This window comes from uncultured Bacteroides sp. (genome assembly GCF_902472605.1).
Taxonomy (GTDB): domain Bacteria; phylum Bacteroidota; class Bacteroidia; order Bacteroidales; family Bacteroidaceae; genus Phocaeicola.
The window spans coordinates 25692-50107 of the sequence record NZ_CABROP010000018.1 but is presented as its reverse complement, the minus strand read 5'-3'; the positions used below and the strand labels follow the sequence as shown (position 1 = coordinate 50107).

Sequence of the window (24416 nt, the reverse complement as noted above, 5' to 3'; positions counted from 1 at the left end):
AGGCAAATATATAACAAAGGGCTATTCCAAGGGCATTTTTTGCCAGGAAAAAAGAAAATTTTCAAATTTTCTTTCTATCTTTGTGCTAAATAACATGGTTTTGAAACATTTATGGTAAAAAAGGAATTAACAGAAGCTGAGATTGCCGAAAGTATACCAGATTTATGGCAACCATTAACCCAGCAGCAGCGCGAATTGCTTGCTCAAAACTTCACAATTCAAAAATACAAGAAAAACGAAACTATTTACTGTGAAGGGGAAACCCCAGAAAATCTGATGTGTCTGCTCAACGGCAAAGTAAAGATTTACAAAGACGGGGTTGGAGGAAGGAGCCAAATTATCCGTGTCATCAAAAACAAGGAATATTTCGCTTACCGAGCTTACTTCGCCGAAGAAAACTTTGTAACCGCTGCCGCTGCTTTTGAACCTTGCACCATGTGTCTGATCCCGATGCCTGTTATTGTCCAGCTGATTATGGAGAATGCAAACTTAGCCATGTTTTTCATCAAACAATTGTCGAAAGATTTGGGTATTTCGGATGAGAGAACCGTCAACCTGACTCAGAAACACATCCGTGGACGCCTGGCTGAATCGTTGCTCTTCCTGAAAGAAACTTACGGCGTAGAAGAAGACCAGTGTACCTTGAGCATCTATCTCTCAAGAGAAGACTTGGCTAATCTTTCGAATATGACCACTTCCAATGCCATTCGTACATTGTCAAACTTTGCAGCCGAGAAACTGATTATCATTGACGGACGCAAAATAAAGATTATCGATGAGGAGAAGCTGAAAAAAATCAGCAAAATCGGCTAACAACTCCTTATAATTATAATACCTCCGAGGTATTGTTAACAGTTATATTGATTCCCAAGAATTACTTGATACAGAAGGAAACAATATAACTGTTTTTTTATTGCTTTCCAGTGCCTGAATAAACGAATCTCAGGTTACTGCTTCTCTTTATAAAAATTTGCAAAATTCATCTCCCAAACGTATTTTTGTGTCAGTATATTATTAACAATTAATCTTACTGACATGGATAATACCACACACAACACACAAAAGGAAACAGGTTTCCTCGCCCGAATGCGACAAAAACTGACCGAAAGGAAACGCCGGGTCATGAGACTCATCGAATTAAAACGCCTCCAGCGAATCCGTAAAAAGACTGTACCCGGCTACACTTACTGCAAGAACTGCGGTACCAAACTGGAAGGAATGTACTGCCACTGCTGCGGACAATATGCTCTCGACATCTACCAGCCGTTTTGGAAATACTTCAAGCAATATTTTGAAAATGTCTACCAATTCGACAGTAAAATCTGGCAGACCTTATGGCTCATGTTTACCCGTCCAGGCTTCCTGACCAACGAGTTTAATGCCGGAAAGATTAATTCCTACGTGCATCCTTTCCGGCTCTACATGTGCATCTCCGTGGTCTTTTTCACCCTCTTTTTCATGCTGGCCTCCGACAAGGCCAACCAAGCCCTGCAGGCCGTAGACTCTCTGAGCATCAACGACGAAGTAGTCCAACAGCTCAATTCTGACGCTGTCCTCCCCGATACCAGCGTCTACTTGTATCAGGGCCCGGAACTGGTACAGGCCCTACAAGAAAGAGGGGTTACCCGAGCCGATGAACTATTTCAGGTGCAACGCCTGGACGACCGTTTCTCCCTTTCCTATGTACGGATGCCGAAGCTGATAGCCGATTCTTGCCTCCGGGAAAGCACCCTTAGGGAAAAAGACCTGAAAACCATTCTGGACCTTCAGAAAGTGAAAACCTCACAGCTGGACAGTCTGCTGAAAGAAAAAGAAATCAGCTCGGAATCGATGCAAGCGGCCCTCCACTTCCAGACGGACTCCACTGGAAACGCCCTCACACCCGTGTACGAATGGAATCCAGACAACCCCGATGAAGCCGAACAACTCCGCCGGGAGTCTTTCCTTAACCAGCTCATAGGAGGCTTGTCCAAATGGACGCCCCTCTACATGATGTTCCTTTTACCGCTGTTCGCCTGGCTTCTGCAAGGCCTGTTCCGCAAATCACGGTATCCCTACATGTGGCATTTCGTGCATGCCATTCATCTGAATACCGTGTTCCTGATGCTGTTGCCCATCCCGTTGATTCCCCTGCTGACAGAGAAAAACTTTCTGGATGCCTTCAGAGGAGACATGCCCCTCTACACACTGGCCATTTTCCTCGTGGGTATGTTTATCTATACCTACATTTCGCTGCACACCGTGTACCACCGTGGCTGGATTAGAACCTTCCTCAAAACTGTGGGCTTACTGAGCCTGTTCACGTTCCTAGCCCTCGTCATCGCCGGCATCCTGCTCATCGTGCTGCTTTACTCACTCTCGGAGGAGTTTTAAGAAAGCCTCTCAGCGTTCAGCGTATCTCGCGCAGGGCCTTGCAAAGCTGGTCGGGGCAGGAAGTGGGCTTTCCCCCGCAACGGATACCTTCCAAGCGTGCAATCACGTCGTCCACTTTCATCCCCTTTACCAGCGAAGAGATACCTTGCAGGTTCCCGTTGCATCCGCCTGTAAAATGTACGTCTTTCACAATTCCATTTTCCACTTCCACGTCAATCTGGGAACTGCAGGTTCCCGTAGTTCTGTAACTATATTTCATGCTATCGTCTTTTTTTACGTATAAAAAAGAACGGAGTACCTTGTGAAGCACTCCGTCCGTAATGTATGTAAAGAGAAAAATTATTCTGCGTCCTCTTCCGGTTTCATGTTCGTGTAAACCGTCTGTACATCGTCGAATTCTTCCAGACGTTCTACCATCTTGTCGATTGTCTCACGCTGTTCCGGAGTCACATCCTTCAAGTCGTTCGGGATGTAAGTGAAATCACCACCGACATCTTCGAAGCCACATTCTTCCAAGTGCTTCTGGATGGCTGCGTAGCTCTTCGGGTCACCGTAGATAGTGATGGTACCTTCTTCCGGATCTTCATCGTATTCATCTTCTACGTTATAGTCGATCAAGTCCAGAATCAGTTCTTCCATGTCCAGGCCGTCTTTCTTCTTGAAAGTGAACACACACTTGTGGTCGAACAAGAAAGCCAGTGAACCGGTAGTACCCAGGTTACCGCCAAATTTGTTGAATACGGAACGTACGTCGGCTACCGTACGAGTTGTGTTATCTGTCAAAGTATCTACGAATACAGCAATTCCGTGAGGACCGTATCCTTCGTAAGTCATGCTCTTGTAATCGCTCTGGTCTTTACCCATTGCATTCTTGATAGCACGTTCAATGTTGTCCTTCGGCATGTTTTCACGCTTACAAGTAGCGATTACCGAACGCAAAGCCGGGTTGTTTTCCGGTTCCGGACCACCAGCTTTTACTGCAATTGCAATTTGTTTACCCAGACGAGTGAAGGTCTTCGCCATGTGACCCCATCTTTTCAATTTTGTAGCTTTTCTATATTCAAACGCTCTTCCCATTGGATTATATTTTTAAATTTATTTTTAATGAGTTCTCTTTTTATCGAAGCACAGCTCCCAGCTTGTTCTGCAGGTTGCCAATCAGCTTCTGCATAAACTTGTCAATCTGCTTGTCGTTCAGTGTAGCATTCTCGTCCTGAAGCATGAAGCTTACGGCATAGCTCTTCTTGCCAGCTTCCAAGTTCTTACCTTCGTACACGTCGAACAATTCTACAGACTTCAACAGCTTCTTGTCGGTTTCGTAGGCAATCTTTTCGATCTCGGCAAACTGTACCTTCTTGTCAATCAGCAAAGCCAAGTCACGTTTTACAGCTGGGAACTTGGAGATTTCCTTGTAGCTTACCACATTGTTCTTGATAGCCTTCATCAGTTCCTTCCAGTTCAGGTCGGCATAATATACTTCATGATCAATGTCGAATGCCTTCTGAATCTTCTTGCAAACCACACCGAAGGTAGCCAGCAGCTTACCGCCACGAGTGTGTACGGAAATAGCCACAGAGTAAATGTCGTCCGAAAGATTTCCGAATACCAGTCCTCCGAAGTTTACACCCAAACGACGGAAGATATTCAATACGTAAGCCTTCAGTTCATATACAGACGCATTTTCATCGGCATGTGCCCAAGAGTTGCTTACCCGCTTTCCTGTCAGCCACAAGCCCATGTGCAATTCTTCCGAATAGGCAGCCAGTACCTTTTCCGGATTCTTCTTCTCAGCATGGAAGTGGTAGCAGTTACCAAACTCGAAGAACTTCAAGTCAGCATTCTTGCGGTTGGCATTGTGCTGGATACTTTCCAGACCGCCAAAAAGCAGTGTGGCACGCATTACGTTCAAGTCGTTGCTCAACGGATTCACCACACGCACCAAGTTTTCTGGCTTGAACGTTTCCAGTCCGTCATAATAAGCCGCAGCGGTCAGTGAGTTGTTCAGAATCTCATTGAAACCACAACCTACCAACTGTTCGCCGACCAGGTTCTGCAGTTTCACTGACTTGTCAACTTCTCCCTTCACACTCAAGCTGGACTTCAGGGTAGTCGGGATTTCCACATTATTATAACCATAAATACGGAGAATATCCTCTACCACATCGCACGGACGCTGTACATCCACCCGATAAGGAGGAACCAGCAACGAAAGACCTTCTGCAGTTTCGTTCACAATCTTCATCTCCAAGCTGGTAACAATGCTCTTCACGGTTTCTACCGGAATCACCTTACCTACCAGTGAATTGACATAATTATAAGAAAGTTCTACCGGGAAATCAGCAATCGGATGCGGATAGTTGTCCTTGATTTCAGAAGCAATTTCACCTCCCGCCAGTTCCTTCACCAGCAGCGCAGCTTCCTTCAAAGCATAAATAGTAATGTTCGGGTCAATACCACGTTCGAAACGGAAAGAAGAATCCGTGCTCAAACCGTGACGACGCGCCGTCTTGCGCACCCAAGTCGGATGGAAATAAGCGCTTTCCAGGAACACGTCCGTAGTCGTTTCCGTCGTACCTGAATCCAGTCCGCCAAATACACCGGCGATACACATCGGCTCTTCCGTGTTGCAAATCATCAGGTCCTTATCAGACAGCTTGCGTTCCACTTCGTCCAGTGTCACGAACGGAGTTCCTTCGGCACAAGTCTTCACCACAATCTTTCCACCCTTAATCTTATCGGCATCGAAGCAGTGCATCGGCTGACCGTAGGCATGCAGGATGTAGTTGGTAATATCGACGATGTTATTAATCGGACGCACCCCAATCAGACGGAGCTTGTTCTGCAACCATTCCGGACTTTCCTTCACGGTCACGCCTTTGATGGCTACTCCTGCATAACGCGGGCAAGCTTCCGTGTTTTCCACCACGATGTCGATATTCATGTCGTGGTTGTCTTCTTTGAATGCATCGACAGAAGGACGCTTCAAGGTAGCTTTGTGTCCGTTCTGAATGAGCCATGCATACAAGTCGCGCGCTACCCCATAGTGTGAGCAGGCATCGGCACGGTTCGGAGTGATGTCCACTTCGAGTACATATTCACTCTTGATGTTATAGTAATCCTTGGCGGGTGTACCCGGAATCACATCATCCGGCAATACGATGATACCTTCGTGGCTTGTTCCCACGCCGATTTCATCCTCAGCACAAATCATACCGTTTGACTCCACGCCACGGAGTTTTGACTTCTTGATAGTAAAGCACTGGTCGCCGTCGTACAGCTTCGTACCTATTGTAGCTACGATAACCTTCTGTCCGGCAGCCACGTTAGCCGCGCCGCAGACAATCTGTACAGGCTCTCCCTGTCCCAAGTTTACAGTGGTAATATGCATGTGGTCGGAATTGGGATGCGGTTCGCAAGTCAGCACCTCGCCTACCACAAGGCCTTCCAATCCTCCCTTAATCGTTTGAACTTCTTCCACTCCCCCAGTCTCCAGACCGATGGAAGTCAGTGCGGCTGCCACTTCGTCCGGAGTCAGGTCGAAGTCGACGTATTCTTTCAGCCAGTTATAAGAGATATTCATATTGTTGTTATTTATAATTTCCTAAGAATGATGCGCAAAGTTATAAAAATTAGATGGAATATTCTAATAAAATCCGCAGATTGCTTTAAATTCAACTGAATACTAAAGAATTAGGCCAACAAATATTCAACACTTCCAAGTCAAAAAAACGAAAACATGACCCATACCTCCTCACCTTTACTCGTTCATATACAATCTTAAAAGGCTTTTTTTCTGCAACTCACTTTACAAACGACAGATATTTCTCCCAAACGAAAGCCCCATTCTTCAAACATAAAAATTCTTATACAAACCGTTTTTATTCGCTGAAATAGCTGAAAATTGAACAAGTTATATTACTTTTACCCAATAAAACATTTCGGGGAATATCCCTTTGAATTAAATTCAGCGACAATTCCCCTATTATGAAATAAAATCACCATCCGACAATCAACTCATTATGAAAAAACTATCTCAATTTCTCGTGGCATGCGCAATGCTTTCGCTTCCTGTAGGAATACACGCACAGCAAGACACTGCTTATTTCGTGAAACATCTGTCTTTCTCCGGCAATGAAACCATGGAACAAAAAGTATCCATGGCCGCCCGCCTGGTTCCTACCCCTCAACAGTTAGCCTGGCAACAGATGGAGCTGACGGCCTTTCTGCACTTCGGCATCAACACATTTACAGACAGGGAATGGGGCGACGGCTCTGAAGACCCGGCTTTGTTCAATCCGACCGACCTGGATGCGGAACAATGGGTGAAGACTTTGAAGGAAGCCGGTTTCAAGATGATACTGCTCACCGCCAAACATCACGACGGGTTCTGTCTGTGGCCTACCAAGACCACCACACACTCCGTTGCCTCTTCTCCTTGGAAAAACGGGAAAGGCGATGTGGTCAAAGAACTTCGCGACGCTTGTACTAAATACGATATGAAATTTGGTGTCTACTTGTCACCTTGGGACCGAAATGCCAGCTGCTATGGCGATTCTCCTGCCTACAACAAATTCTTCATCGAACAGCTGACCGAATTGCTCACCAATTATGGAGAGGTACACGAAGTATGGTTTGACGGCGCGAACGGAGAAGGCCCCAACGGAAAAAAGCAGACCTACGACTGGGATGCCTTCTACAAGACCATCCAGCGCTTGCAACCCAAAGCCGTCATGGCCATCATGGGCGACGACGTACGCTGGGTAGGCAATGAAAAAGGACTTGGAAGGGAAACCGAATGGAGCGCCACGGTTCTGACCCCGGGAGTTTACGCCCGCTCGGAAGCGAACAATGCCCGCCTGAAAGTATACAGTCAAGCCAAAGATCTGGGCAGTCGCGAAATGCTGAAAGATGCCACGGAACTCTTTTGGTATCCGTCGGAAGTCGACGTATCTATTCGTCCGGGATGGTTCTGGCATGAAGCTGAAAATGACAAGGTAAAAAGTCTGAAGCAACTCTCGGACATCTATTTCCAATCGGTAGGCTACAATTCCGTCCTGCTGCTGAACATTCCTCCCGACCGTCGGGGAAGGATTCATGAAGCCGATGTGGCCCGTCTGAAAGAATTTGCCGCTTATCGCCAAGAAACGTTCAAAGACAACAAAGTGTTCCTTGGAGACCAGCCTTGGGAAGCCCCGCAGGGAGCTGCACGCACCTATGCCGTAAAAAGCCAAAGCCCTATCAACGTGGTGATGCTGCAAGAAGACATCTCCAAAGGGCAGCGAGTGGAAGACTTCACCCTCGAAGCCTGGGACAACGGCAGCTGGAAGCTTTTGGGAAAAGGAACCACCGTGGGCTACAAACGCATGGTACGCTTTCCTGATACCGTGACTGATTCATTGAAGGTCACCATCAACCAAAGCCGACTGAACGCGCACATCCAGCAAGTGGCGGCTTACTATGCCAAACCTTTGGCTGAACAAGAAAGCACTGCCAACTGGAACAACCTGTCCAGAGACTCCTGGAAAAAACTGTCGGGTTCTCCGCTGACCATTGACTTGGGAAAGGCCGTCACCCTCAAGGCCTTTACCTATGCCCCTCTGAACGCAGAAGCCAAACCGACCATGGCTTTCCGCTATAAGTTCTCTGTCAGCAAGGATGGAAAGAAATGGAAAGAACTGATCAGCCACGGAGAGTTCAGCAACATCATGCACAATCCGCTACCGCAGACCGTACCCCTTCCGCAGGCAGAATCTATCCGATTCGTCAAACTGGAAGCTACAACTCCCGATGCCACTACCGCAACGGTAGAACTGGAAGAATTCGGAGTGACCGTTGCAGAATAACTTTCGAAATAACCCGTATAGATACACCACAGGCGGCCCGCATCCAAACGAGCCGCCTGTGGTATTTTAGTCCTGCCTCTTAGAATGGTACATCCGGCACTGGGGCACCGAACGGATTATCCGGCATTGGAGGTAAATCAGCAGGTGGAGGTGGCACGAAATCCTGTCCCCCGCCGCTGTTCATTTTCGAACGGAGTACAGGAGCCGCTTTCTCCTCACCCGGCATCGGCACAATCATGTCGTCATCCGGGTTCTGGAAACGCGCATATTCGGCACGGAAACGCAACAGCACATCGCCCACCGCACCGTTACGATGCTTGGCGATGATGATCTCAGCCATACCATGCAAATCGTTTCCTTTCTCGTCGGTATAAATCTTATAATATTCCGGACGGTGGATGAAGCATACCATATCGGCATCCTGCTCGATGGCTCCTGACTCACGCAAGTCACTCAACTGCGGACGCTTTCCGTCGATACCTTCACGGTTCTCCACACCACGGTTCAACTGACTCAGGGCCACAATCGGAATGTTCAACTCCTTGGCCAGTCCCTTCAACGAACGCGAAATGGTGCTGACCTCTTCCTGACGGCTGCCGAACGACATTCCGCTGGCATTCATCAGCTGAAGGTAGTCGATGATGATAATCTTCACCCCATGCTCGCGTACCAGACGGCGCGCCTTGGTTCGCAATTCGAATACAGACAATGACGGCGTATCGTCCACATACAACGGAGCATCATACAATTCCTTAATTTTATAGTCAAGCTGTCCCCACTCGTAAGGCGCCAGCTGACCGCTCTTGATTTTCTCACCCGGAATCTCACAGACGTTCACAATCAGACGGTTCACCAGCTGCACGTTGCTCATTTCAAGCGAGAACAACGCTACCGGTACTTTGTTGTTCACCGCCATGTTCTTCGCCATGGAAAGCACGAACGCCGTCTTACCCATGGCCGGACGGGCTGCAATGATAATCAAGTCAGAATTCTGCCAGCCCGAAGTCATCTTGTCCAACTGATGGAAACCGCTTGAAAGTCCGCTCAAACCATCGGTACGGGCCGCTGCCTTCTGCAACATCTCGTACGCCTCCTGGATGACCGGATTAATCTGCGTGTAATCCTTCTTCATGTTCTGCTGGGAGATTTCAAAGAGCTTTCCTTCGGCCTCCTGCATCAGGTCGTCCACATCCTGCGTCTCGTCGAACGCCTTGGTCTGTATGCTGCTTGTGAAAGAAATCAGTTCACGCGCCAGAAACTTTTGGGCTATGATGCGGGCATGGTATTCAATATGAGCCGACGAAGCCACCTTACCACTCAACTGCGTAATATAGAACGGTCCGCCTACCTCTTCCAAATCGCCGCGCGAACGCAACTGCTCGGTCACAGTCAGGATATCAATCGGTTTCTGCTGGATGGCCAGGTCGGTGATGGCTGCATAAATCAACTGATGCCGGTGTTCGTAAAACGATTCCGGACGAAGAATCTCGCTCACCAGCGAATACGCATCCTTTTCAATCATCAGCGCACCTAATACCGCCTCCTCCAGTTCAGGAGCCTGCGGCTGAAGATGCCCATACTCATCCATCGGCTTGGTCTTGGCCGTTTTTGCCACACGTGTATTTCTTCTCGGTTCTGCCATTTCAATTTTGTTTAAGTGGGGCAAAGATACGATTTTTTCCGTGAATCCCGTTTTTCTAAAAACTTTCGTGTATATTTGAGCAACAAAAAACATACAAAACAAACGACACTATGATTACCTTTCCGAATGCCAAAATAAACCTTGGCCTGAATATTGTTGAGAAACGCGCCGACGGTTACCACAACCTGGAAACCATTTTCTATCCCATCCACCTGCAAGACGCACTGGAGGTGACACGAAGAGAAAAAGATGACACTCCTTATACCCTCCACGTAAAAGGGACCGCCCTCGAAGGCGCTCCGGAAGACAACCTGGTGGTGAAAGCTTACGAACTGCTGAAGAAAGATCACGAAATGCCGCCCATTGACATCCACCTGTTCAAGCACATTCCTACGGGTGCGGGACTGGGTGGTGGTTCGTCCGACTGTGCATTCATGATCAAACTGCTGAACGAAAAATTCCGTCTGAGCCTGAGTCTGGAAGAAATGGAGGGCTATGCCGCCCGCTTGGGTGCCGACTGTGCCTTCTTCATCCGCAATCAACCCGTCTTTGCCACCGGCATCGGCAACATTTTTGAGCCCATCCGCCTGTCACTTTCCGGTTGCTACCTCGTACTGGTGAAACCAGACATCTTCGTATCCACCCGCGAGGCCTTTGCCCATATCACTCCCCACAAGCCGGAGGTTTCCTTGAAGGACATTGTCCGCCAGCCGGTAGAAACGTGGAAAGACAGTATGAAAAATGATTTTGAAGACAGCGTTTTCCTGCAACATCCGGAGATTGCCGCCATCAAAGACGAACTGTACGACCTGGGTGCTGTGTTCGCCAGCATGAGCGGTTCCGGCTCCTCGGTGTATGGCATCTTCCGCCAGCCGGTAGAAAACGTAGATGAAAAATTCGGCGGCTGCTTCTGCCGTCAGAGAGAACTGGACTGATTAGTCCGGTTTTCTCCTCTATGAAGCAAAATCCATTCTCCCCAATCGCATCATTTGATTTTCAGTCCCGGTATCAGGGGATTCACGTCCACCAGTTCCAATTCCTTCACCATTGAAAGCGTTCCTTGCTTGTACTTTTGGAAATGGGATGTTTTCAGGTGGCTTTCGTAGGCCGCACGGTCGGCATAGATTTCGAGAATGGTCACTTTGTGCGGCGCCTCCTTCTCGGCAGTGGCATAGAGTGTCAATACACCCGGTTCCAACCGCATGGAAGCTTCGATTTCTTCTTTCAGAAAAGCATTGTAGGCCTGCAATTGGGTTGAATCGACTGTTATTTTTGACAGGCGCACCAGGTTGTTTTCGGCAGGAATCGGCCGGGAATATTCTTCTTTGATGATGCGCAACGCCTTGATAGCCGCCGGGAAACCAATATACGGTAGACACTGGATGACGGCAGCTGTCAATGTTTCGGGCGTGTTGCCCACGTTGAGATTGCCGTGATAGTGCGAACGAAGCTGGCTTTCGGCTTCTAAGGTTGTCAGCACACAGTAGCCCAACAATTCGCGTGTCGGCAAATTGATGGCGCCCCGGCTGTATATCTCGCCAAAGAAATAATCCGTGAGGAATTGTTCCACCTGCTTACCCATGTCACTGGGCAATCCTTCCATCACCGAAGCGATACCGCCGGGATAGAGCCGGTCCTGAATGGCCTTGCCCGTCGCATGACGGGTTTCCTCCGTCACCGTACCTTGCTTCTCCAATGGAAGAGAAATACCCCGCTCCCGAAGCACTTCATTCACCGTAGCCACGGCATTCAGCATTTTAGGGAAACCGATAAAAGGTGCAGTGAGGTACATCACCTCTCGCAGCTCTTCAGGAGTAACGCCTACATTGAGTGCCGCCCCTGCATGGGCTTTCAGTTGTGGAAGTGTCTGTATGGTGGCAAGGGTAATGCAGGTAATCATCTCACGTTGTTTCAAGGTAAGGTTGCCTGTTTGGAATACCTCACCGAAGATAAACTTCTGCAGAATGTCCATCATTTCCGGGTCTGTACCCTGTCCGGTTAAGGCTTCCCCACCGAACAGCGTGTGGTAATTCTGCTTGCATATTTCTATCCTGTTCATACTATTGTCTGCTGTTTGTGCCATCGTGGACAAGCTGCCTGCCAGCACGAGAGCAATGAGACCTATTACTTTTCTCATATTTCCTATAATAAAAGGTTATAAACTCTTGCCCAATTGATAGGCCTGCTGTGGATAGTCTGTATGCTGGACGCCGCCCGCCGTCCAGACTCCCGAAGCTACCACTTCACCCACACTTGTCCATCCGAGATAATCCATCAGCGTATGGTAATGCACCCGCATCGGTTCTGCTTCTTTTTGGGAAGTGTCAGCATAGGCCATTAGGAGAGCAGCTTTTTTGGATACTCCCTTTATCTGCCCGTTGATCGCATAAAAACGGTCTATCACCCGCTTCATCTGTGCTGAAAAACCAAAATAATACATGGGCGTGGCAAATACCACCATATCGGCTTCGATAAGACGAGGTCGGAGTTCTTGAAAATCATCATTGAAGATGCAAGGCCCGTTCATGCCACAACGATTGCAGGCGCGGCACGGTTCCACCTGTTTGAAAGCACAATCGAAACGGAACACTTCATGCCCCTTCTCTTCCGCTCCTTTAATAAACTGTTCCGCCAGATAAGCGGAATTCCCGTTTTTACGGGGACTACCCGTCAATACTACTATTTTCATCTTGCTTGTCTTTAATTTGTTATCACTTATATGGTTAAAAGCCTCCACTATCCCTGTACCGGCTACAGCCGTACTCAAAGCGGCGAGTACAGACTTCTTCAAAAAATCTCGTCGTTCCATAGGTGCCTGAGGTTAGAGTCCTGTCATTTTCTCCTGGTCTTCAGGATAACGTCCCCCAAGAATCTCTATGCTGTCCAAATGCTGGCGGATGTCTGCCAGTTCTTCAGACGTGAACTCTATGTCCGCGCCACCTATGTTTTCCTGTATACGCTCGATGCGTTTCGTGCCTGGAATGGGAACTATCCACGGTTTTTGGGCCAGCAGCCAGCCAATGGCGATACGTGCAGGAGTCGTTTCTTTCTTCTTCGCCAACTCTTCCACGTATTCCACTAATGCCATGTTATGCTTCAGGTTCTCGCCTTGAAAACGGGGAATGGCTGAACGGAAGTCCGTCTTGTCAAATGTAGTGTTTTTGGTGAAGCGTCCGGTCAGCATAGCCTTTCCCAGCGGACTGAACGGTACGAAACCTATACCCAGTTCTTCCAATGTGGGCAACAACTCCACTTCAGGCTTCCTGTACCAGAGGGAATATTCACTTTGTACGGCAGTCAGCGGACAGACGGCATGGGCACGGCGCACCGTAGCAGGAGCAGCTTCCGACAATCCCCAATGCAACACCTTACCTTCCCGAATCAGTTCACTGACAGTCTCGGCTACGGTTTCAATCGGCACATTCGGGTCCACCCGATGCTGGTAATAGAGGTCGATGTGATCCGTACGCAGACGACGCAACGAACCTTCCACCGCTTTACGGATTGTTTCGGGACGGCTAGACAGACTGACGGGACGCGCAGACGTATTCAAATCGGGTGTCTCGGACAAGTCGTAACCAAACTTGGTAGCGATGACCACCTTGTCCCGGACAGGCTGCAACGCCTCCCCTACCATGTCCTCATTCTTGCCATAGCTATATACCTCAGCGGTATCAAAGAAAGTCACACCCAGATCCACGGCCTTGCGTATCGTTTCTATCACATCCTTACGGTCAGGATAGGGCGGATAACTCTGTGTAAATCCCATGCAGCCCAATCCTACGGCAGACACTTCCAAATCTTTTCCTAATACTCTTGTTTTCATAACTGTATTCCGGTTATTTATCTAATACAAAAATACATCGCAACAAGCAAAAATCCCGTAACCATAAGTTGGCAAAACATACCCGTTTTACAGAAATTACGTATTTGCCTCCATCATTGTGCGTTAAATACTTTATCTTTGTATGGGATTAACGGAAAGGACGATGAGCAAGATACTGAAAGTAAAGAATGTCAATGACTACGGTCACTACCTCGGACACGCCGACCTGCATCCGTGGGTCAGTGTCATCAACTATGCCGAGGTGTCCCCCATACGTCATAGTCTGAACAATTACAGTGTGTACGGACTGTTCCTGCGGGACGATGCCGATGTAGCCTTGGACTATGGCCGTGGCAAGTATGACTACCACAAAGGTACGCTGCTGTGCGTGGCACCCGGACAAGTGGGAGGCAAGGAAGACAACGGCGAACAGGTGTCTATTACGGGGTGGGCGCTCCTGTTCCATCCTGACCTGCTGCACGGATTTCCACTCGAAAAGCACATCAAGGAATACTCTTTCTTCGACTACCGTGTCAATGAAGCCCTACACATGACAGATGAGGAGCATGACATCCTTGTCTCTCTCATGCGCCAGATACAAGACGAGTTGTTCAAAAAGCCAGACGAGCTACAGAACACCATCCTTGTAGGCTACATCGAACTGATGCTCAACTTCTGCCAACGGTTCTACAACCGCCAGTTCTTGACCCGTAAGGTGGAAAACTCCGACATTCTCGTCCGTTTCGACCGTCTGCTTCGCAATTATTTTGAAGACAGACTACAACTGACCCTCGGCCTGCCTAGCGTGCAGTATTGTGCCGACAAGCTGTGCCTGTCACCCAATTATTTCGGCGACGTCATCAAGAAAACCACTGGCGATACGGCAAGCAATCACATCCGTCGATTCATCATCCGGCTGGCCAAAAACGGACTGGCAGCGGGCGAAACCGTGTCGCAGGTATCCGACAGACTCGGTTTTGAATATCCCCAACATTTCAGCCGCATGTTCAAGAAGCAAGAAGGCATCACTCCTTCCGCATACTGCCAACAGCTGCACACTTAACAAACAAGTCATCTGCATTCTTCCACAGAAGCAAGTCGGCATATCCGGCAAGTTCCTTATCAGAAGCAAGCGTCTGCTTCAACCTTTGCAGGTTGGCTTTCAGCACGGCATCAGGCAGGTAAGGATAGTCCGAACCGTAAAGAATGTGGTCGGGCGTGGTGAGGGTAAGCAGCGAGCGCAAGATTTCCATGGTCGGGTTGCCCGCCAGATCGAAATAAAGGCGCGAAAGGTTGCCTTCCCAATCTATCGGCTGCATATAGCCCTGCTTCACCATTGCCGGGAGAATGGATTTCATGCGAGGTAAAGCCAACGGCAGGAACGAACCGCAATGGGGTACAACCACTTTCAGGTTCGGATAGCGCACCAATACATTTCGTGCCAGCATGTTCACCACGGCACGAGTGGACTCTGCCGGATATTCGTACATCGCCAGCGGTGTGGTGTCTATGATTTCCTTCGGATAAGGTGTGGGATGGTGCGGATGGAGGATGACGACCGCATGACGCTCGTTCAGAACCTCCATCAACGGGTCCAATGCCTCATCCCCCAAGTACTGCCCGCGACTGTTGGTCGCCAGTTTCACGCCATCGGCCCCTAGTGTGTCGAGTGCATACACCGCTTCCCGTATGGCAGCGTCCACATCCGGCAACGGCAGTGAGGCACAGAACTTGAATCTTCCAGGGTATCGCTGTTTCATTTCTGCAGAAACCTCGTTCACCCTGCGGATACACGCAGCGCTTTCCTCTGTATCGCCATAATAAGGTTGTGGAGCTGGCATGGTCAGCACAGCGGTACGGATGCCTGCACTGTCCATAAAAGCGATGTGCCGCTCTACATTCCACTCAGGCAACGGAAAAGTTTCTTCCAATTCTGCCCCGTGTGCTTTCAGCACTTCCCTGTATTCAGGAAGAATGATGTGGCTATGTACATCCACCGTCTGTGCAGATACAGTAGCGAATGCCGCACACAATGCCCCTGTCAAAATCAATTTATTCATTACCTTCTATTCCCCGGTTATTGTACTTGTCGTTGTTGCTCTGCATTTAATTTCTTTGATGACCTTCGCCGGATTGCCTCCTACTACCGTCATCGGCGGCACATCGTGCGTCACCACGCTGTTTGCCCCTACAATGGCACCGTAACCAATGGTCACACCGGGCAGGATAGTGGAATTGATGCCTATCCATACTTTGTCTTCAATGACGATGGGACGCCCGTAAGTGGCGCTGCGGTTGTCCGGATTAGGGTCATGATTGATGGTGATAAGGTTCACTTTCGGGGCGATGAACACGCCGTTGCCCAACGTGATGCCACCCCGGTCGAAGAAAGTGCATCCCTGCTGTATCCAGCAACCTTTCCCTATGCGGATGTTCTTCCCGTAATCCACATAAAACGGAGGTAGCAGCGTGACCGATGAATCAATCTCACGGCCTGTGATACGAGACAGATAGTCGCGCACTTCTTCAGGCGTGTGCCAGCCGGCATTCAATTCATTTGCCAGCTTCATGGTATCCCAAATCACATTAATTAATTTGTCATATCCCGGTTCATTGGGAGAAACCATTTCTCCCGACAAGTCTTTCTTGAAAATATCTTCCATATTGTCTTTAATTGATTAGTTCTTTCTATGTGATAAAGATACGACAATACCACCCGATACAGAGTAGACATATCCTCTGTGTTTATACCAATTTCACTGAAAATGAACTTATAAACCCCACAAACACTTTCATGCACCTCTCTTCTTGGATGATGACCTCCAAATTATCTGTATAATGGTAGAATCATTTATTTATCTATTTGACTCTCCGTGAACGGGTCGGCACGGTGCCCCATCAGATCTATCTTGGCGTAGGCAGCGTCAAACTCCTCCATTTCGTAAGGAGTCAGCCGTACGGAAGCGGCACCGAGGAAGTCATCCAAATGGTCAGGATTGGTTGTTCCAGGAATAGGGACAATCCATGATTTACGCGAGAGCATCCAAATCAAAGCGAACTGCGCTGGAGTCACCCCTTTACGTTTCGCCCATTCCTCCACGAGATAAACCAACGGCATATTGTGTTTCAATGCTTCAGGCTGGAATTGGGGCAGATTATACCGCCTGTCTCCCTTTTGGAAACGGCTGTGTTCGTTGATCGTTCCCGTCAGAAAAGCCCGTCCCAGCGGGCAATAAGGCACAAAGCCGATACCCAGCTCCTGAAGCGTGGGAAAGATCTTGGTCTCCGGTTCGCGCCACCAAATGGCATATTCACTCTGCACGGCTGAAAGCGGACATACCGCATGTGCCTGGCGTATGGAACGGGCACTTGCCTCAGACAATCCCCAATGCAAGACTTTCCCTTCCTGCATCAAGTCTTTTACCACCCCAGCCACCTCTTCCATCGGCACATTCGGGTCCACACGATGCTGATAAAGTAGGTCGATGTGATCTGTATGCAAACGGCGCAAGGAACCTTCCACTGCCCGCCGGATATGGTCCGGCCGGCTGTTCAGGGCGGTCGGCTGACTCTCTTCTACCCCGAATCCAAACTTCGTCTCGATTTTAATTTTGTCACGAAATGGGGCAACGGCCTCACCCACCCATTCCTCACTGGTGTAAGGCCCGTAAACCTCTGCCGTATCGAACAACGTGACCCCCTGGTCGTATGCCCGCCGAATAAGGTCTATCATCTCCTTCTTCTCATATTTGCCTCCATAGTAGCCCACCATCGGCAGACATCCCAAGCCGATGGCAGAAACTTCCATCCCGCCCAGTTTGCGGTGTTCCATCTCTTTTCTTTGTACCCGATTGTTTGACGACGCATCTGCTGCGCTCTCCCCCACCGAACTCGTTCCGGCAAAAGCCTGCCCTATGCCTGTCATCATTCCGATTGCGGCCAAGGTGTAACCGGAAGCCTGTTTCAGAAAATTCCTTCGATCCATAATCTCCTGTGTTTTTAGTCTTTATGCAAATATAGCGAAGAACAGGAAGTAGGTATGTAACAATAACTCGGAGGTGCGTACCCGTTTCACTGATTTTCTTTCAGTATCTTCAGGGCGATGTCCATATACCGTGTGATGTCGGTCGTAAGCTCACGGTGATAGACATCGCTACGCTTGCGACCCAAGCGCACGACGATGGCATCTAATGCAGGGATGGCGATGATGTATTGCCCCAGCATACCGCGCATGTAAGGACAACGCATCCCGCGATAATCCATGATCCACGTCTGAAAACCGTAGTAGCTGAGTGAATCCTTGCCCCACTGGTCTTTCAGGTACGAAGCAGGACGCATCAGTTCGTCCATATAGGCTTCGGATACCAGTTGGCGGCCGTGCCAATTGCCGCGATGCAACAAGAGACTTCCGAAACGGGCTACGTCGCGGGCCGTGGTATGGAAGCAGCAGAAGGCTTTCTCGTCGCCGTCTTTCTTATCGAGCAGCCAGTAAGCATCGCGCTCGGCCTGCATCGGACGCCAGAGTTTCTCTTCAGCATAGTCACTTAGTGTTTGCCCGGTAGCCGCTTCAATCACAAAGGCCAGTAGTTGGGTCTCGCCGCTGCGGTAGGAATACTGCACGCCGGGCTTTTCCGTCACGTCCAAGCCCGTCACCAAATCGTACAAATCATTGCCGTAGTAGCCGTGCGTAGTGACGGAGAAGAGCGACGCATACGCCTCATCCCACGCCATGCCGCCGCTCATGGTCAGCAAGTCGCGCAGGGTAACATCGGCCTGCATCCCTTTCGTATAGGCCGGAATGTAGCGCGATACGGGATCATCCAGACTGTGAATCTTTCCTTCGTCGAGGGCCACACCCGCCAACAGTCCCACGATGGTTTTTGTAGCAGAATAGAGGTTCGAAGTCAGTGTGTCGTTCCACCCGTCACGGTAACTTTCAAAAAGAATACTGTCACGACGAATGACAAGGAAGGACACGGTGCGCAGGCTGTCCAGATAGTGCGCATCCTGCTCCGTCAGTCGGTAACGGTTATAGTCGGCAGAAAGAGGCCAATGCCACACGTCGTTGGGATTATGACGTACCGTATGCCGGTGAAAGGTTTCCAGGTCGTCAATGACGGGCATCCAGTGGATAAGCGCCTGACGGGCATAGTAGGGCAAGGAGGCATACACCACCCCGAGCACCACGACCAGGGCAATGAGCAGACGAAGGACAGTTTTCTTCTTTATTTTCATAGGGATATGCTGTAAAAATATTTTCTTTCCGTAGTTTCTTAAAAGCCTGTATGCCAAGCGGGATAGATTCAGTTTCTTATCTGAAATGAGGGGTATTGTTTTTACAAACTTACGGAAAATATCTGTAACAGGCAATTAGCTCGAAAAAGATATGGCGAGAATGTAGGGCGAGGGCAGGAAAGCCAAGAAGAAGCAAGCTGACGGCAAACGCACCTGTCACAAGAAAGCCAATACAGTGCACCTGTGTGCCGATGACGTGCTGACACGTAAAAAACTGGCCGCCTACCACGACGGTTACGCAAGAGTAATGGGAAATACGGTTTGCAACGAGGCGTACGTGGCTCGGAAGCACGGCATACCACCACTGCTCAGTATTACCGAGATTTGAAAAGACAAATGGAGGAATTGGAAGTCAATGTTCAGCAACTCCATTCCGAACAGCAGGAAGCAGAAAAGCGATTGGACGAGGTAAAGCTGGACACTAAATCGGAGAAGCTGGGAGTTACCAAAACGGAAGCGAAAGCCGCATGCGTGGCAAAGGTCGGTTCTCTTTTCGGTAGCGGAAAGTTAAAAAGACTTGAAGCGATAATCAGACCTTGCAAAATGAAATTGCCGTAGGTGACAAAAGCATTGTGATGTTGCAGTCACAAATACAAAGGCTGCAGGAAGAACACAAGCGTCAACTCATGAAACTGCAAACCAAGCATCGCAGGGAGATAGCGGATAAAGATATGGCGTGCCCAAAGGAAGTGTTATTACTAAAATCTATTATCTTAAAAGCCAAGAAATGGTTTCCTCTATTTCAAGAATTGATATATATGGAGAAGTTCTGCCTTAAAGTCGGTTTCAAAGAAACGCAAACAGCTACGCTTATCAGCAAAAAGCCACTTTTCTATGAAGATAAACTCTATTTGGAGGAACACAAGCGGAAGTTCAAAACAGAGATGGCAGGTTTTCAAGTGGCAAAAGACCCGAAAGACAAGTCAAAACTTGCACTTCTCATCGAAGGAAAACCAATTGGAGAATGGTTCAAGGAGAAATTCAACAAATTGCTTCCTTCCATACGTAGAACAGCTGTGCCCCTCAAAAAGAGTAAAGGTATAGAACTATAAACAATTCCAATGAGATGAAAGGATAGCAAGTCTACGCATTGAACCGTTTACGCTTACATCTCTATAATATTTGTTAACTTATTTATAGACATCCGTACTTGAGATTCAATGTTTTTCATGTATTGCTCCATATATTCCCAATTTGGCTCACCAGAACTATAAACAGGCAGTTTAATTTTTTCTAAACCAATAACATCTTTATTGGCCATATCACTATACATGTATTTTTTACACACAGAACGAATAACAGTAGCAATAAAATTACCATTATACCTATTTAAATTTGGATTGTATAGTAATATGATTGAACTTCCAGCCCCACCTCTACCAAGAAAATTACATTCTTGGTAAAAGCTACTACCATCTATTGGGCTAACTGTAATACAATTTCCTAAATCAATGTCTTTATCATTTTTGGGTTTAAGATATTTAAGAACACCATTATTGAAATTACCAGAAGCAACAAATGGCACCTCACCTTCATCATAATCCATTTGGCTTCGTGCTTCAGGTCTCTTGATTTCAAATAAATCCCGTATTACAAATTCATGCCAATTTAAAATATCTATTTGTTTCATTTGTTATCTTTATTTATGGAAATATTAATGTGTTGTCCTGTATCTTCTATTAAACTGGAATATAGGACTTTCTTTAACAGTTTCTCGCAAAATTCCTTAGAATCAATTCCACGCTGAAACATTTCATAGTCCATCATAGTCTTGACAAAGTCCTCCTCAAATATTTCAAATGGGGCGGTTGGCATTTGATAGGAAAGATGTTCTAATGGATTGATTATCTGGCGAGTATTATATAGAGGGTCTGCTCCATCCCTAATAGCTTCAATCCAGTAGTCTTCTTTTTCTTGCCAACGGTTCTTCGTGTCCTGACGACCTTGGTTTTTCACAGTTTCCAGACCGTCTTCCTCAATATAGTAACCTATAATATTGCGTCTATTTTGTGGTTTCCCTGCTTCAAAAACGAAGATAGAAGTTGTTACCCCGACCCCGAAAAACAAATTCTCAGGCAGTTTAATTATTGTCGTGAGTGTATTGTTCTTCAAAAGTTTGTTGCCGTACTTTTTATCAGTATAATCTTTCTCTAATTTTTTGTCAGGCAAGATGAATGCACATTTTGTTCCAACAGGTACAGATTTCAATACATTTTCTACTATCTTCAAACATCCGTACTTTCGTTCATATGGAGGGTTCATCAACACTTTTGTTATTTTCTTGCTCTTAATCCATTCGCAAGCCTCCTCGGTGCGTGTGTCTAACTGTTCAAGATTTGTTTTCCCATCTTTGTGAATGAGCATATTCGCACAGGCAAGCGCAAAAATTTCCCGGTCAAACTCAATTCCAAATAATTGGCTTGATTTTATAGTCATTGCTTCCGAGGTATTTACACCGCCGGCTTCTTTCACCATATTACACATAGCCTTCACAAGAAAAGCACCTGAGCCACATGTTGCGTCAAGCACCCGGTCGTGCTGGTTTACCTCAATAAGCCTATACATAAAAGAAGTAATATGGTCCGGCGTGAACACCTGCCCGCTCTCGGATTTTTTCTTGTAACGGTTGAACTCATTGAAGAATATTCCCATTACATCTTCACCATTCCAATAATCGGAATTGACACAATCAGAAATTTCAGAGACCCACGTTATGAAATTGTCTATTGCCTCTTGGTTATTTGTCATATTCATCTTTATTTCAGAATAGACTTCAACAAGAAGATCTAATTTCAAGTTCTGCTTTCTGTTTTTTTCAAGTGACTTGGACAACGTATTAAGTATGGAAGATGTCATGAGAGAATATTCCATTCCCTTTGCAAGCATTGCCCCATACCTTTTTGCTACCAATGCACAGGCTGTGATAATCATTCTATGGTATAGATTTTTTATACCAAATTGGACATGCAAACAGTCGTTTATTTTCTTGGTTAGTGCATATATCAATTGCTTGTTAATCCGGTTTTCCTTGAACAGTGCTATATAATAGCGTTTGTTTTGGAGTGTTTTTGCAACATCCTCTATTTCTTCATATTGTCCGCTCCCTTTGATATGTTTGACAACGCGAACATCCGTTCCGTTGTAAAGAATGCCTACAACACGTTTGTATTGTTGGGCTGTTATCTCTATATTTTTGACCAACTCTGCATAATGCTTTTCTGAAAACACATCCTCTTTCTCAGATTTAGTTTCCAAAATAATAGCTATATCTTGTTTATCATTGGGAAGATACCACCCATCAGGTTTGTCAGACACGCCCTTAAAACCCAGTTGGTTAAAAGTCGTGATTTGCCCTGTTCCTTGTTTCACATCAGGGTCTTTTTCATCAAAGCCCAGTATAACTTTTGCGTTATCTCTTATTTCGTCTTCAGTCAAATACATCGTATTATATTATGATTGAGTGATTTCACTATTAGGCAATAACAATTCCCATACATCCATTCCTAAAATATCTGCAATTTGATATAATACTGGAATTTGGGGGTGTACTTTATTTGAAGCATACAAATTGACCATATTACAAGTTTGTTTGCCAATTCTGTTTGGCTGACACCTTTAGTTCTCAATGCTTCTTTTCTATTCTATTCATAATTAGCATTCTTTTTTATACTTGCAAAAATACATAATTTTATTTGGTAATAAATAGGCTTTCGAGAGATAAGTTGTATCTTTGCTCGCAAATTATAAATTGGATTAAAATGAACATTGAATATAGTAGCTCTAAAGAAGTTAAGTGTTATCGTGATTTTGTAATGAATCCCGATAATCGTAATGCGTCAAGGGCATTTTCAAAGACCTTTGGAGCTAATCTGATGGAACCAGCAAAGAAATTGCATGACAGATTAAGAAAATATGTTTCAGCTGGTGCTTATAATGCAATGTTCGGAAAAACAGATAATAGAATAGAAATTAAACAAGGATGCGGTAAAAAAAATCCCTTAATTTTAAAAGTTCGCGTTGGACAAGGGCCAAGAAAATTCTTTAATCATATTATAGATGAAGAAAAGAATTTGTTACTAACACAAGATTGGCAAGGAGACTTCAACTCAATAACAACAATATATGTTATTGCCGTAAATAACCACGATTATAATAATATATAAAAAATGGCTGCACCTGAAAAAACACCGGTATTAAACCCTTTGACTCTGCGTAATACAGTTGGAGGAGAACTTGCTGATATATTCGAGGCTCGCGGCATAGAGAATTTCGAAGAACTTATCGGCATTAAAGAATTAAGAAATAAGGAGCGACTATCCGATAAAACCCTAAGAAAGGTATCTGAAATTTTGGGTGATTCTAGCATAAGTAAATATTTGTCTGATTTTCAAAAAGATTATTTGGACGAGAAGCCACGATATATGGCTAATTACAACCAAGCAAAGAAAACATATACCAAACTAAAAAAAGTCCTGCCCTTACTACGAGGTGAATTTACACAAGGATATGATATTTTAGACGATATTTTGGATTTCTTTGGCGTAGATTCAGAGGTAGAGATTTTTGAAACTTCAGAAAAACAGGCAGCATTATTTCGCACACAAAATAAGATAGAAGTTGACCCGATTAATCTTCATGCTTGGTTGCGTCGTGGTGAACTTGATTTTCAAGCTATTAATCTTTCAGATTATGATGAAAACAGATTAATGAATTGGGTTGAATCGAGAGAATGGATGGCTCATATTGAAGATGTTGATTATTTCAAATCTTTACCTTCAGTATTTTCTCATTTTGGTGTAGGATTGGTCTTTGTCCCATCATTACCTAAAACAGTTTATGGGGCAATACGTTGGATTGGCAATAAACCGCTTATTCAAATTTCAGACCGAGGACATGACCTTATATCTTGTTGGTTTACTCTTTTTCACGAAATAGGACATGCTATCAAGCATAAGAATGTTGAGATTTACGAAGGAGAAATAAATGAATCGAAGACCAAACAAAATACGCGAGAAAAAGAAGCTAATAAATTCGCAAATGAATACTTATTCAATGGTGATAATTTACGCAAAGCTGTTTTCGACCGAAAACGTGCTGGATTAGCAATGTCTGCAAAATCATTAGCAGAGGAGTTTCATGTACAGCCAATATTTGCCTCATATTGGTTGTTAAAAGCTCAATATGCACCTGCGTTCCAGCGAAGAATCCAGATAGATTTTGTTTCGCAATATCAATAATCAAAGATTAATTAAATAAAATCTGTTGGGCGTTAAAATACCAACAGATTTTATTTACAATATCTGTTAGCATATTATTTATTTCTGTACTTTTTCTTAAAGAAAAACATTTTCTTTATTTTGCTGGGTAGAATTCCACAGATTATGCGTAACTTATAAGAACAAGCAAAGCGATGCAGAATACAGCAATCGGAACGCTT

At 46.3% G+C, this 24416-nt stretch carries 23 protein-coding genes; 10 read left to right on the top strand and 13 right to left on the bottom strand.

The window, feature by feature from the left end:
• Window positions 1–111 precede the first annotated feature (111 nt).
• A complete protein-coding gene (locus RDP42_RS05880; protein ID WP_308762934.1) occupies window positions 112–813 on the top strand; it encodes a Crp/Fnr family transcriptional regulator in 702 nt (233 codons plus the stop codon).
• 222 nt (window positions 814–1035) lie between these two features.
• Window positions 1036–2373 (top strand): DUF3667 domain-containing protein, encoded by a 1338-nt coding sequence (locus tag RDP42_RS05875; RefSeq protein WP_308762933.1) that lies wholly within the window; start codon window positions 1036–1038, stop codon window positions 2371–2373.
• A gap of 16 nt (window positions 2374–2389) precedes the next feature.
• Here RDP42_RS05875 and RDP42_RS05870 read toward each other — a convergent pair whose 3' ends face one another.
• The 3 genes from RDP42_RS05870 to pheT form a co-directional block, all read right to left on the bottom strand.
• Window positions 2390–2632, bottom strand: coding sequence for a TIGR03905 family TSCPD domain-containing protein (locus RDP42_RS05870; protein WP_022353818.1), 243 nt, complete (start codon window positions 2630–2632; stop codon window positions 2390–2392).
• Window positions 2633–2712: 80 nt separating this feature from the next.
• A complete protein-coding gene (locus RDP42_RS05865; protein ID WP_308762932.1) occupies window positions 2713–3450 on the bottom strand; it encodes a YebC/PmpR family DNA-binding transcriptional regulator in 738 nt (245 codons plus the stop codon).
• Window positions 3451–3490: 40 nt separating this feature from the next.
• Entirely contained in the window at window positions 3491–5953 is a 2463-nt protein-coding gene (gene pheT, locus RDP42_RS05860; protein ID WP_308762931.1) for a phenylalanine--tRNA ligase subunit beta, read from the bottom strand.
• Between the two features lie 439 nt (window positions 5954–6392).
• On the opposite strand from pheT, the gene RDP42_RS05855 reads away from it, so the two are divergent.
• Window positions 6393–8216 (top strand): alpha-L-fucosidase, encoded by a 1824-nt coding sequence (locus RDP42_RS05855; protein WP_374046921.1) that lies wholly within the window; start codon window positions 6393–6395, stop codon window positions 8214–8216.
• Between the two features lie 79 nt (window positions 8217–8295).
• Here RDP42_RS05855 and dnaB read toward each other — a convergent pair whose 3' ends face one another.
• Window positions 8296–9858: a replicative DNA helicase gene (gene dnaB, locus RDP42_RS05850; protein WP_204476899.1), complete on the bottom strand. Its 1563-nt coding sequence runs from the start codon at window positions 9856–9858 to the stop codon at window positions 8296–8298.
• Window positions 9859–9968: 110 nt separating this feature from the next.
• On the opposite strand from dnaB, the gene ispE reads away from it, so the two are divergent.
• Complete coding sequence (ispE, locus tag RDP42_RS05845) at window positions 9969–10793, top strand: 4-(cytidine 5'-diphospho)-2-C-methyl-D-erythritol kinase (protein WP_308762930.1); 825 nt, start codon at window positions 9969–9971, stop codon at window positions 10791–10793.
• A gap of 50 nt (window positions 10794–10843) precedes the next feature.
• Here the strand turns inward: ispE and RDP42_RS05840 are convergent, their stop codons facing one another.
• From RDP42_RS05840 to RDP42_RS05830, 3 genes are read right to left on the bottom strand one after another with little or no spacing between them, the layout of a single operon-like run.
• Entirely contained in the window at window positions 10844–11995 is a 1152-nt protein-coding gene (locus RDP42_RS05840; RefSeq protein WP_308762929.1) for a carboxymuconolactone decarboxylase family protein, read from the bottom strand.
• 18 nt (window positions 11996–12013) lie between these two features.
• The gene (locus RDP42_RS05835) at window positions 12014–12667 is read right to left on the bottom strand and encodes a flavodoxin family protein (RefSeq protein ID WP_308762928.1); all 654 of its coding nucleotides are present in this window, start codon (window positions 12665–12667) and stop codon (window positions 12014–12016) included.
• A gap of 12 nt (window positions 12668–12679) precedes the next feature.
• Window positions 12680–13684 (bottom strand): aldo/keto reductase, encoded by a 1005-nt coding sequence (locus RDP42_RS05830; protein WP_308762927.1) that lies wholly within the window; start codon window positions 13682–13684, stop codon window positions 12680–12682.
• Window positions 13685–13847: 163 nt separating this feature from the next.
• Between RDP42_RS05830 and RDP42_RS05825 the strand changes: the two genes are divergently transcribed.
• Window positions 13848–14747 carry a helix-turn-helix domain-containing protein gene (locus tag RDP42_RS05825; protein WP_308762926.1) on the top strand — a complete coding sequence of 300 codons (900 nt, stop codon included), beginning with the start codon at window positions 13848–13850 and terminating at the stop codon, window positions 14745–14747.
• Here RDP42_RS05825 and RDP42_RS05820 read toward each other — a convergent pair.
• The 4 genes from RDP42_RS05820 to RDP42_RS05805 form a co-directional block, all read right to left on the bottom strand.
• The gene (locus RDP42_RS05820; RefSeq protein WP_308762925.1) at window positions 14710–15744 is read right to left on the bottom strand and encodes an amidohydrolase family protein; all 1035 of its coding nucleotides are present in this window, start codon (window positions 15742–15744) and stop codon (window positions 14710–14712) included. The two genes, RDP42_RS05825 and RDP42_RS05820, sit on opposite strands and share 38 nt — an antisense overlap.
• Window positions 15745–15750: 6 nt before the next feature.
• Entirely contained in the window at window positions 15751–16347 is a 597-nt protein-coding gene (locus RDP42_RS05815; RefSeq protein WP_308762924.1) for a DapH/DapD/GlmU-related protein, read from the bottom strand.
• 188 nt (window positions 16348–16535) lie between these two features.
• Window positions 16536–17516 (bottom strand): aldo/keto reductase, encoded by a 981-nt coding sequence (locus tag RDP42_RS05810; RefSeq protein WP_374046922.1) that lies wholly within the window; start codon window positions 17514–17516, stop codon window positions 16536–16538.
• 239 nt (window positions 17517–17755) lie between these two features.
• Complete coding sequence (locus RDP42_RS05805; protein ID WP_308762922.1) at window positions 17756–18919, bottom strand: serine hydrolase; 1164 nt, start codon at window positions 18917–18919, stop codon at window positions 17756–17758.
• A 235-nt stretch (window positions 18920–19154) separates the two neighbouring features.
• On the opposite strand from RDP42_RS05805, the gene RDP42_RS05800 reads away from it, so the two are divergent.
• The 3 genes from RDP42_RS05800 to RDP42_RS05790 all read left to right on the top strand — a co-directional run bounded on the left by RDP42_RS05800 (window position 19155) and on the right by RDP42_RS05790 (window position 20031).
• Window positions 19155–19307, top strand: coding sequence for a hypothetical protein (locus RDP42_RS05800; protein ID WP_308762921.1), 153 nt, complete (start codon window positions 19155–19157; stop codon window positions 19305–19307).
• Entirely contained in the window at window positions 19304–19537 is a 234-nt protein-coding gene (locus RDP42_RS05795; RefSeq protein WP_308762920.1) for a hypothetical protein, read from the top strand. The genes RDP42_RS05800 and RDP42_RS05795 overlap by 4 nt, the downstream gene beginning before the upstream one ends.
• A gap of 68 nt (window positions 19538–19605) precedes the next feature.
• On the top strand, window positions 19606–20031 hold the full coding sequence (locus RDP42_RS05790) for a mobilization protein (protein WP_308762919.1): 426 nt from the start codon (window positions 19606–19608) through the stop codon (window positions 20029–20031).
• 53 nt (window positions 20032–20084) lie between these two features.
• On the opposite strand, the gene RDP42_RS05785 is transcribed toward RDP42_RS05790, so the two are convergent.
• Both RDP42_RS05785 and RDP42_RS05780 read right to left on the bottom strand, forming a co-directional pair.
• Window positions 20085–20609, bottom strand: a complete 525-nt coding sequence (locus tag RDP42_RS05785) for a restriction endonuclease subunit S (RefSeq protein ID WP_308762918.1) — start codon at window positions 20607–20609, stop codon at window positions 20085–20087.
• Window positions 20606–22420 carry an N-6 DNA methylase gene (locus RDP42_RS05780; RefSeq protein ID WP_308762917.1) on the bottom strand — a complete coding sequence of 605 codons (1815 nt, stop codon included), beginning with the start codon at window positions 22418–22420 and terminating at the stop codon, window positions 20606–20608. Before RDP42_RS05780 ends, RDP42_RS05785 begins: the two co-directional genes overlap by 4 nt.
• 317 nt (window positions 22421–22737) lie before the next feature.
• Here RDP42_RS05780 and RDP42_RS05770 point away from each other — a divergent pair, with 317 nt between their 5' ends.
• Together RDP42_RS05770 and RDP42_RS05765 are read left to right on the top strand one after the other, a co-directional pair.
• Entirely contained in the window at window positions 22738–23142 is a 405-nt protein-coding gene (locus RDP42_RS05770) for a hypothetical protein (RefSeq protein WP_308762916.1), read from the top strand.
• 3 nt (window positions 23143–23145) lie between these two features.
• A complete protein-coding gene (locus tag RDP42_RS05765; protein ID WP_308762915.1) occupies window positions 23146–24216 on the top strand; it encodes an ImmA/IrrE family metallo-endopeptidase in 1071 nt (356 codons plus the stop codon).
• The last annotated feature ends 200 nt before the right edge of the window (window positions 24217–24416 follow it).

Bases quoted from the DNA above. Each gene is read 5' to 3' on its own strand.
- RDP42_RS05880 (WP_308762934.1), top strand. From the start codon at position 112: ATGGTAAAAAAGGAATTAACAGAAGCTGAGATTGCCGAAAGTATACCA.
- RDP42_RS05875 (WP_308762933.1), top strand. From the start codon at position 1,036: ATGGATAATACCACACACAACACACAAAAGGAAACAGGTTTCCTCGCC.
- RDP42_RS05870 (WP_022353818.1), bottom strand. From the start codon at position 2,632: ATGAAATATAGTTACAGAACTACGGGAACCTGCAGTTCCCAGATTGAC.
- RDP42_RS05865 (WP_308762932.1), bottom strand. From the start codon at position 3,450: ATGGGAAGAGCGTTTGAATATAGAAAAGCTACAAAATTGAAAAGATGG.
- pheT (WP_308762931.1), bottom strand. From the start codon at position 5,953: ATGAATATCTCTTATAACTGGCTGAAAGAATACGTCGACTTCGACCTG.
- RDP42_RS05855 (WP_374046921.1), top strand. From the start codon at position 6,393: ATGAAAAAACTATCTCAATTTCTCGTGGCATGCGCAATGCTTTCGCTT.
- dnaB (WP_204476899.1), bottom strand. From the start codon at position 9,858: ATGGCAGAACCGAGAAGAAATACACGTGTGGCAAAAACGGCCAAGACC.
- ispE (WP_308762930.1), top strand. From the start codon at position 9,969: ATGATTACCTTTCCGAATGCCAAAATAAACCTTGGCCTGAATATTGTT.
- RDP42_RS05840 (WP_308762929.1), bottom strand. From the start codon at position 11,995: ATGAGAAAAGTAATAGGTCTCATTGCTCTCGTGCTGGCAGGCAGCTTG.
- RDP42_RS05835 (WP_308762928.1), bottom strand. From the start codon at position 12,667: ATGGAACGACGAGATTTTTTGAAGAAGTCTGTACTCGCCGCTTTGAGT.
- RDP42_RS05830 (WP_308762927.1), bottom strand. From the start codon at position 13,684: ATGAAAACAAGAGTATTAGGAAAAGATTTGGAAGTGTCTGCCGTAGGA.
- RDP42_RS05825 (WP_308762926.1), top strand. From the start codon at position 13,848: ATGAGCAAGATACTGAAAGTAAAGAATGTCAATGACTACGGTCACTAC.
- RDP42_RS05820 (WP_308762925.1), bottom strand. From the start codon at position 15,744: ATGAATAAATTGATTTTGACAGGGGCATTGTGTGCGGCATTCGCTACT.
- RDP42_RS05815 (WP_308762924.1), bottom strand. From the start codon at position 16,347: ATGGAAGATATTTTCAAGAAAGACTTGTCGGGAGAAATGGTTTCTCCC.
- RDP42_RS05810 (WP_374046922.1), bottom strand. From the start codon at position 17,516: ATGGAACACCGCAAACTGGGCGGGATGGAAGTTTCTGCCATCGGCTTG.
- RDP42_RS05805 (WP_308762922.1), bottom strand. From the start codon at position 18,919: ATGAAAATAAAGAAGAAAACTGTCCTTCGTCTGCTCATTGCCCTGGTC.
- RDP42_RS05790 (WP_308762919.1), top strand. From the start codon at position 19,606: ATGAAACTGCAAACCAAGCATCGCAGGGAGATAGCGGATAAAGATATG.
- RDP42_RS05785 (WP_308762918.1), bottom strand. From the start codon at position 20,609: ATGAAACAAATAGATATTTTAAATTGGCATGAATTTGTAATACGGGAT.
- RDP42_RS05780 (WP_308762917.1), bottom strand. From the start codon at position 22,420: ATGTATTTGACTGAAGACGAAATAAGAGATAACGCAAAAGTTATACTG.
- RDP42_RS05770 (WP_308762916.1), top strand. From the start codon at position 22,738: ATGAACATTGAATATAGTAGCTCTAAAGAAGTTAAGTGTTATCGTGAT.
- RDP42_RS05765 (WP_308762915.1), top strand. From the start codon at position 23,146: ATGGCTGCACCTGAAAAAACACCGGTATTAAACCCTTTGACTCTGCGT.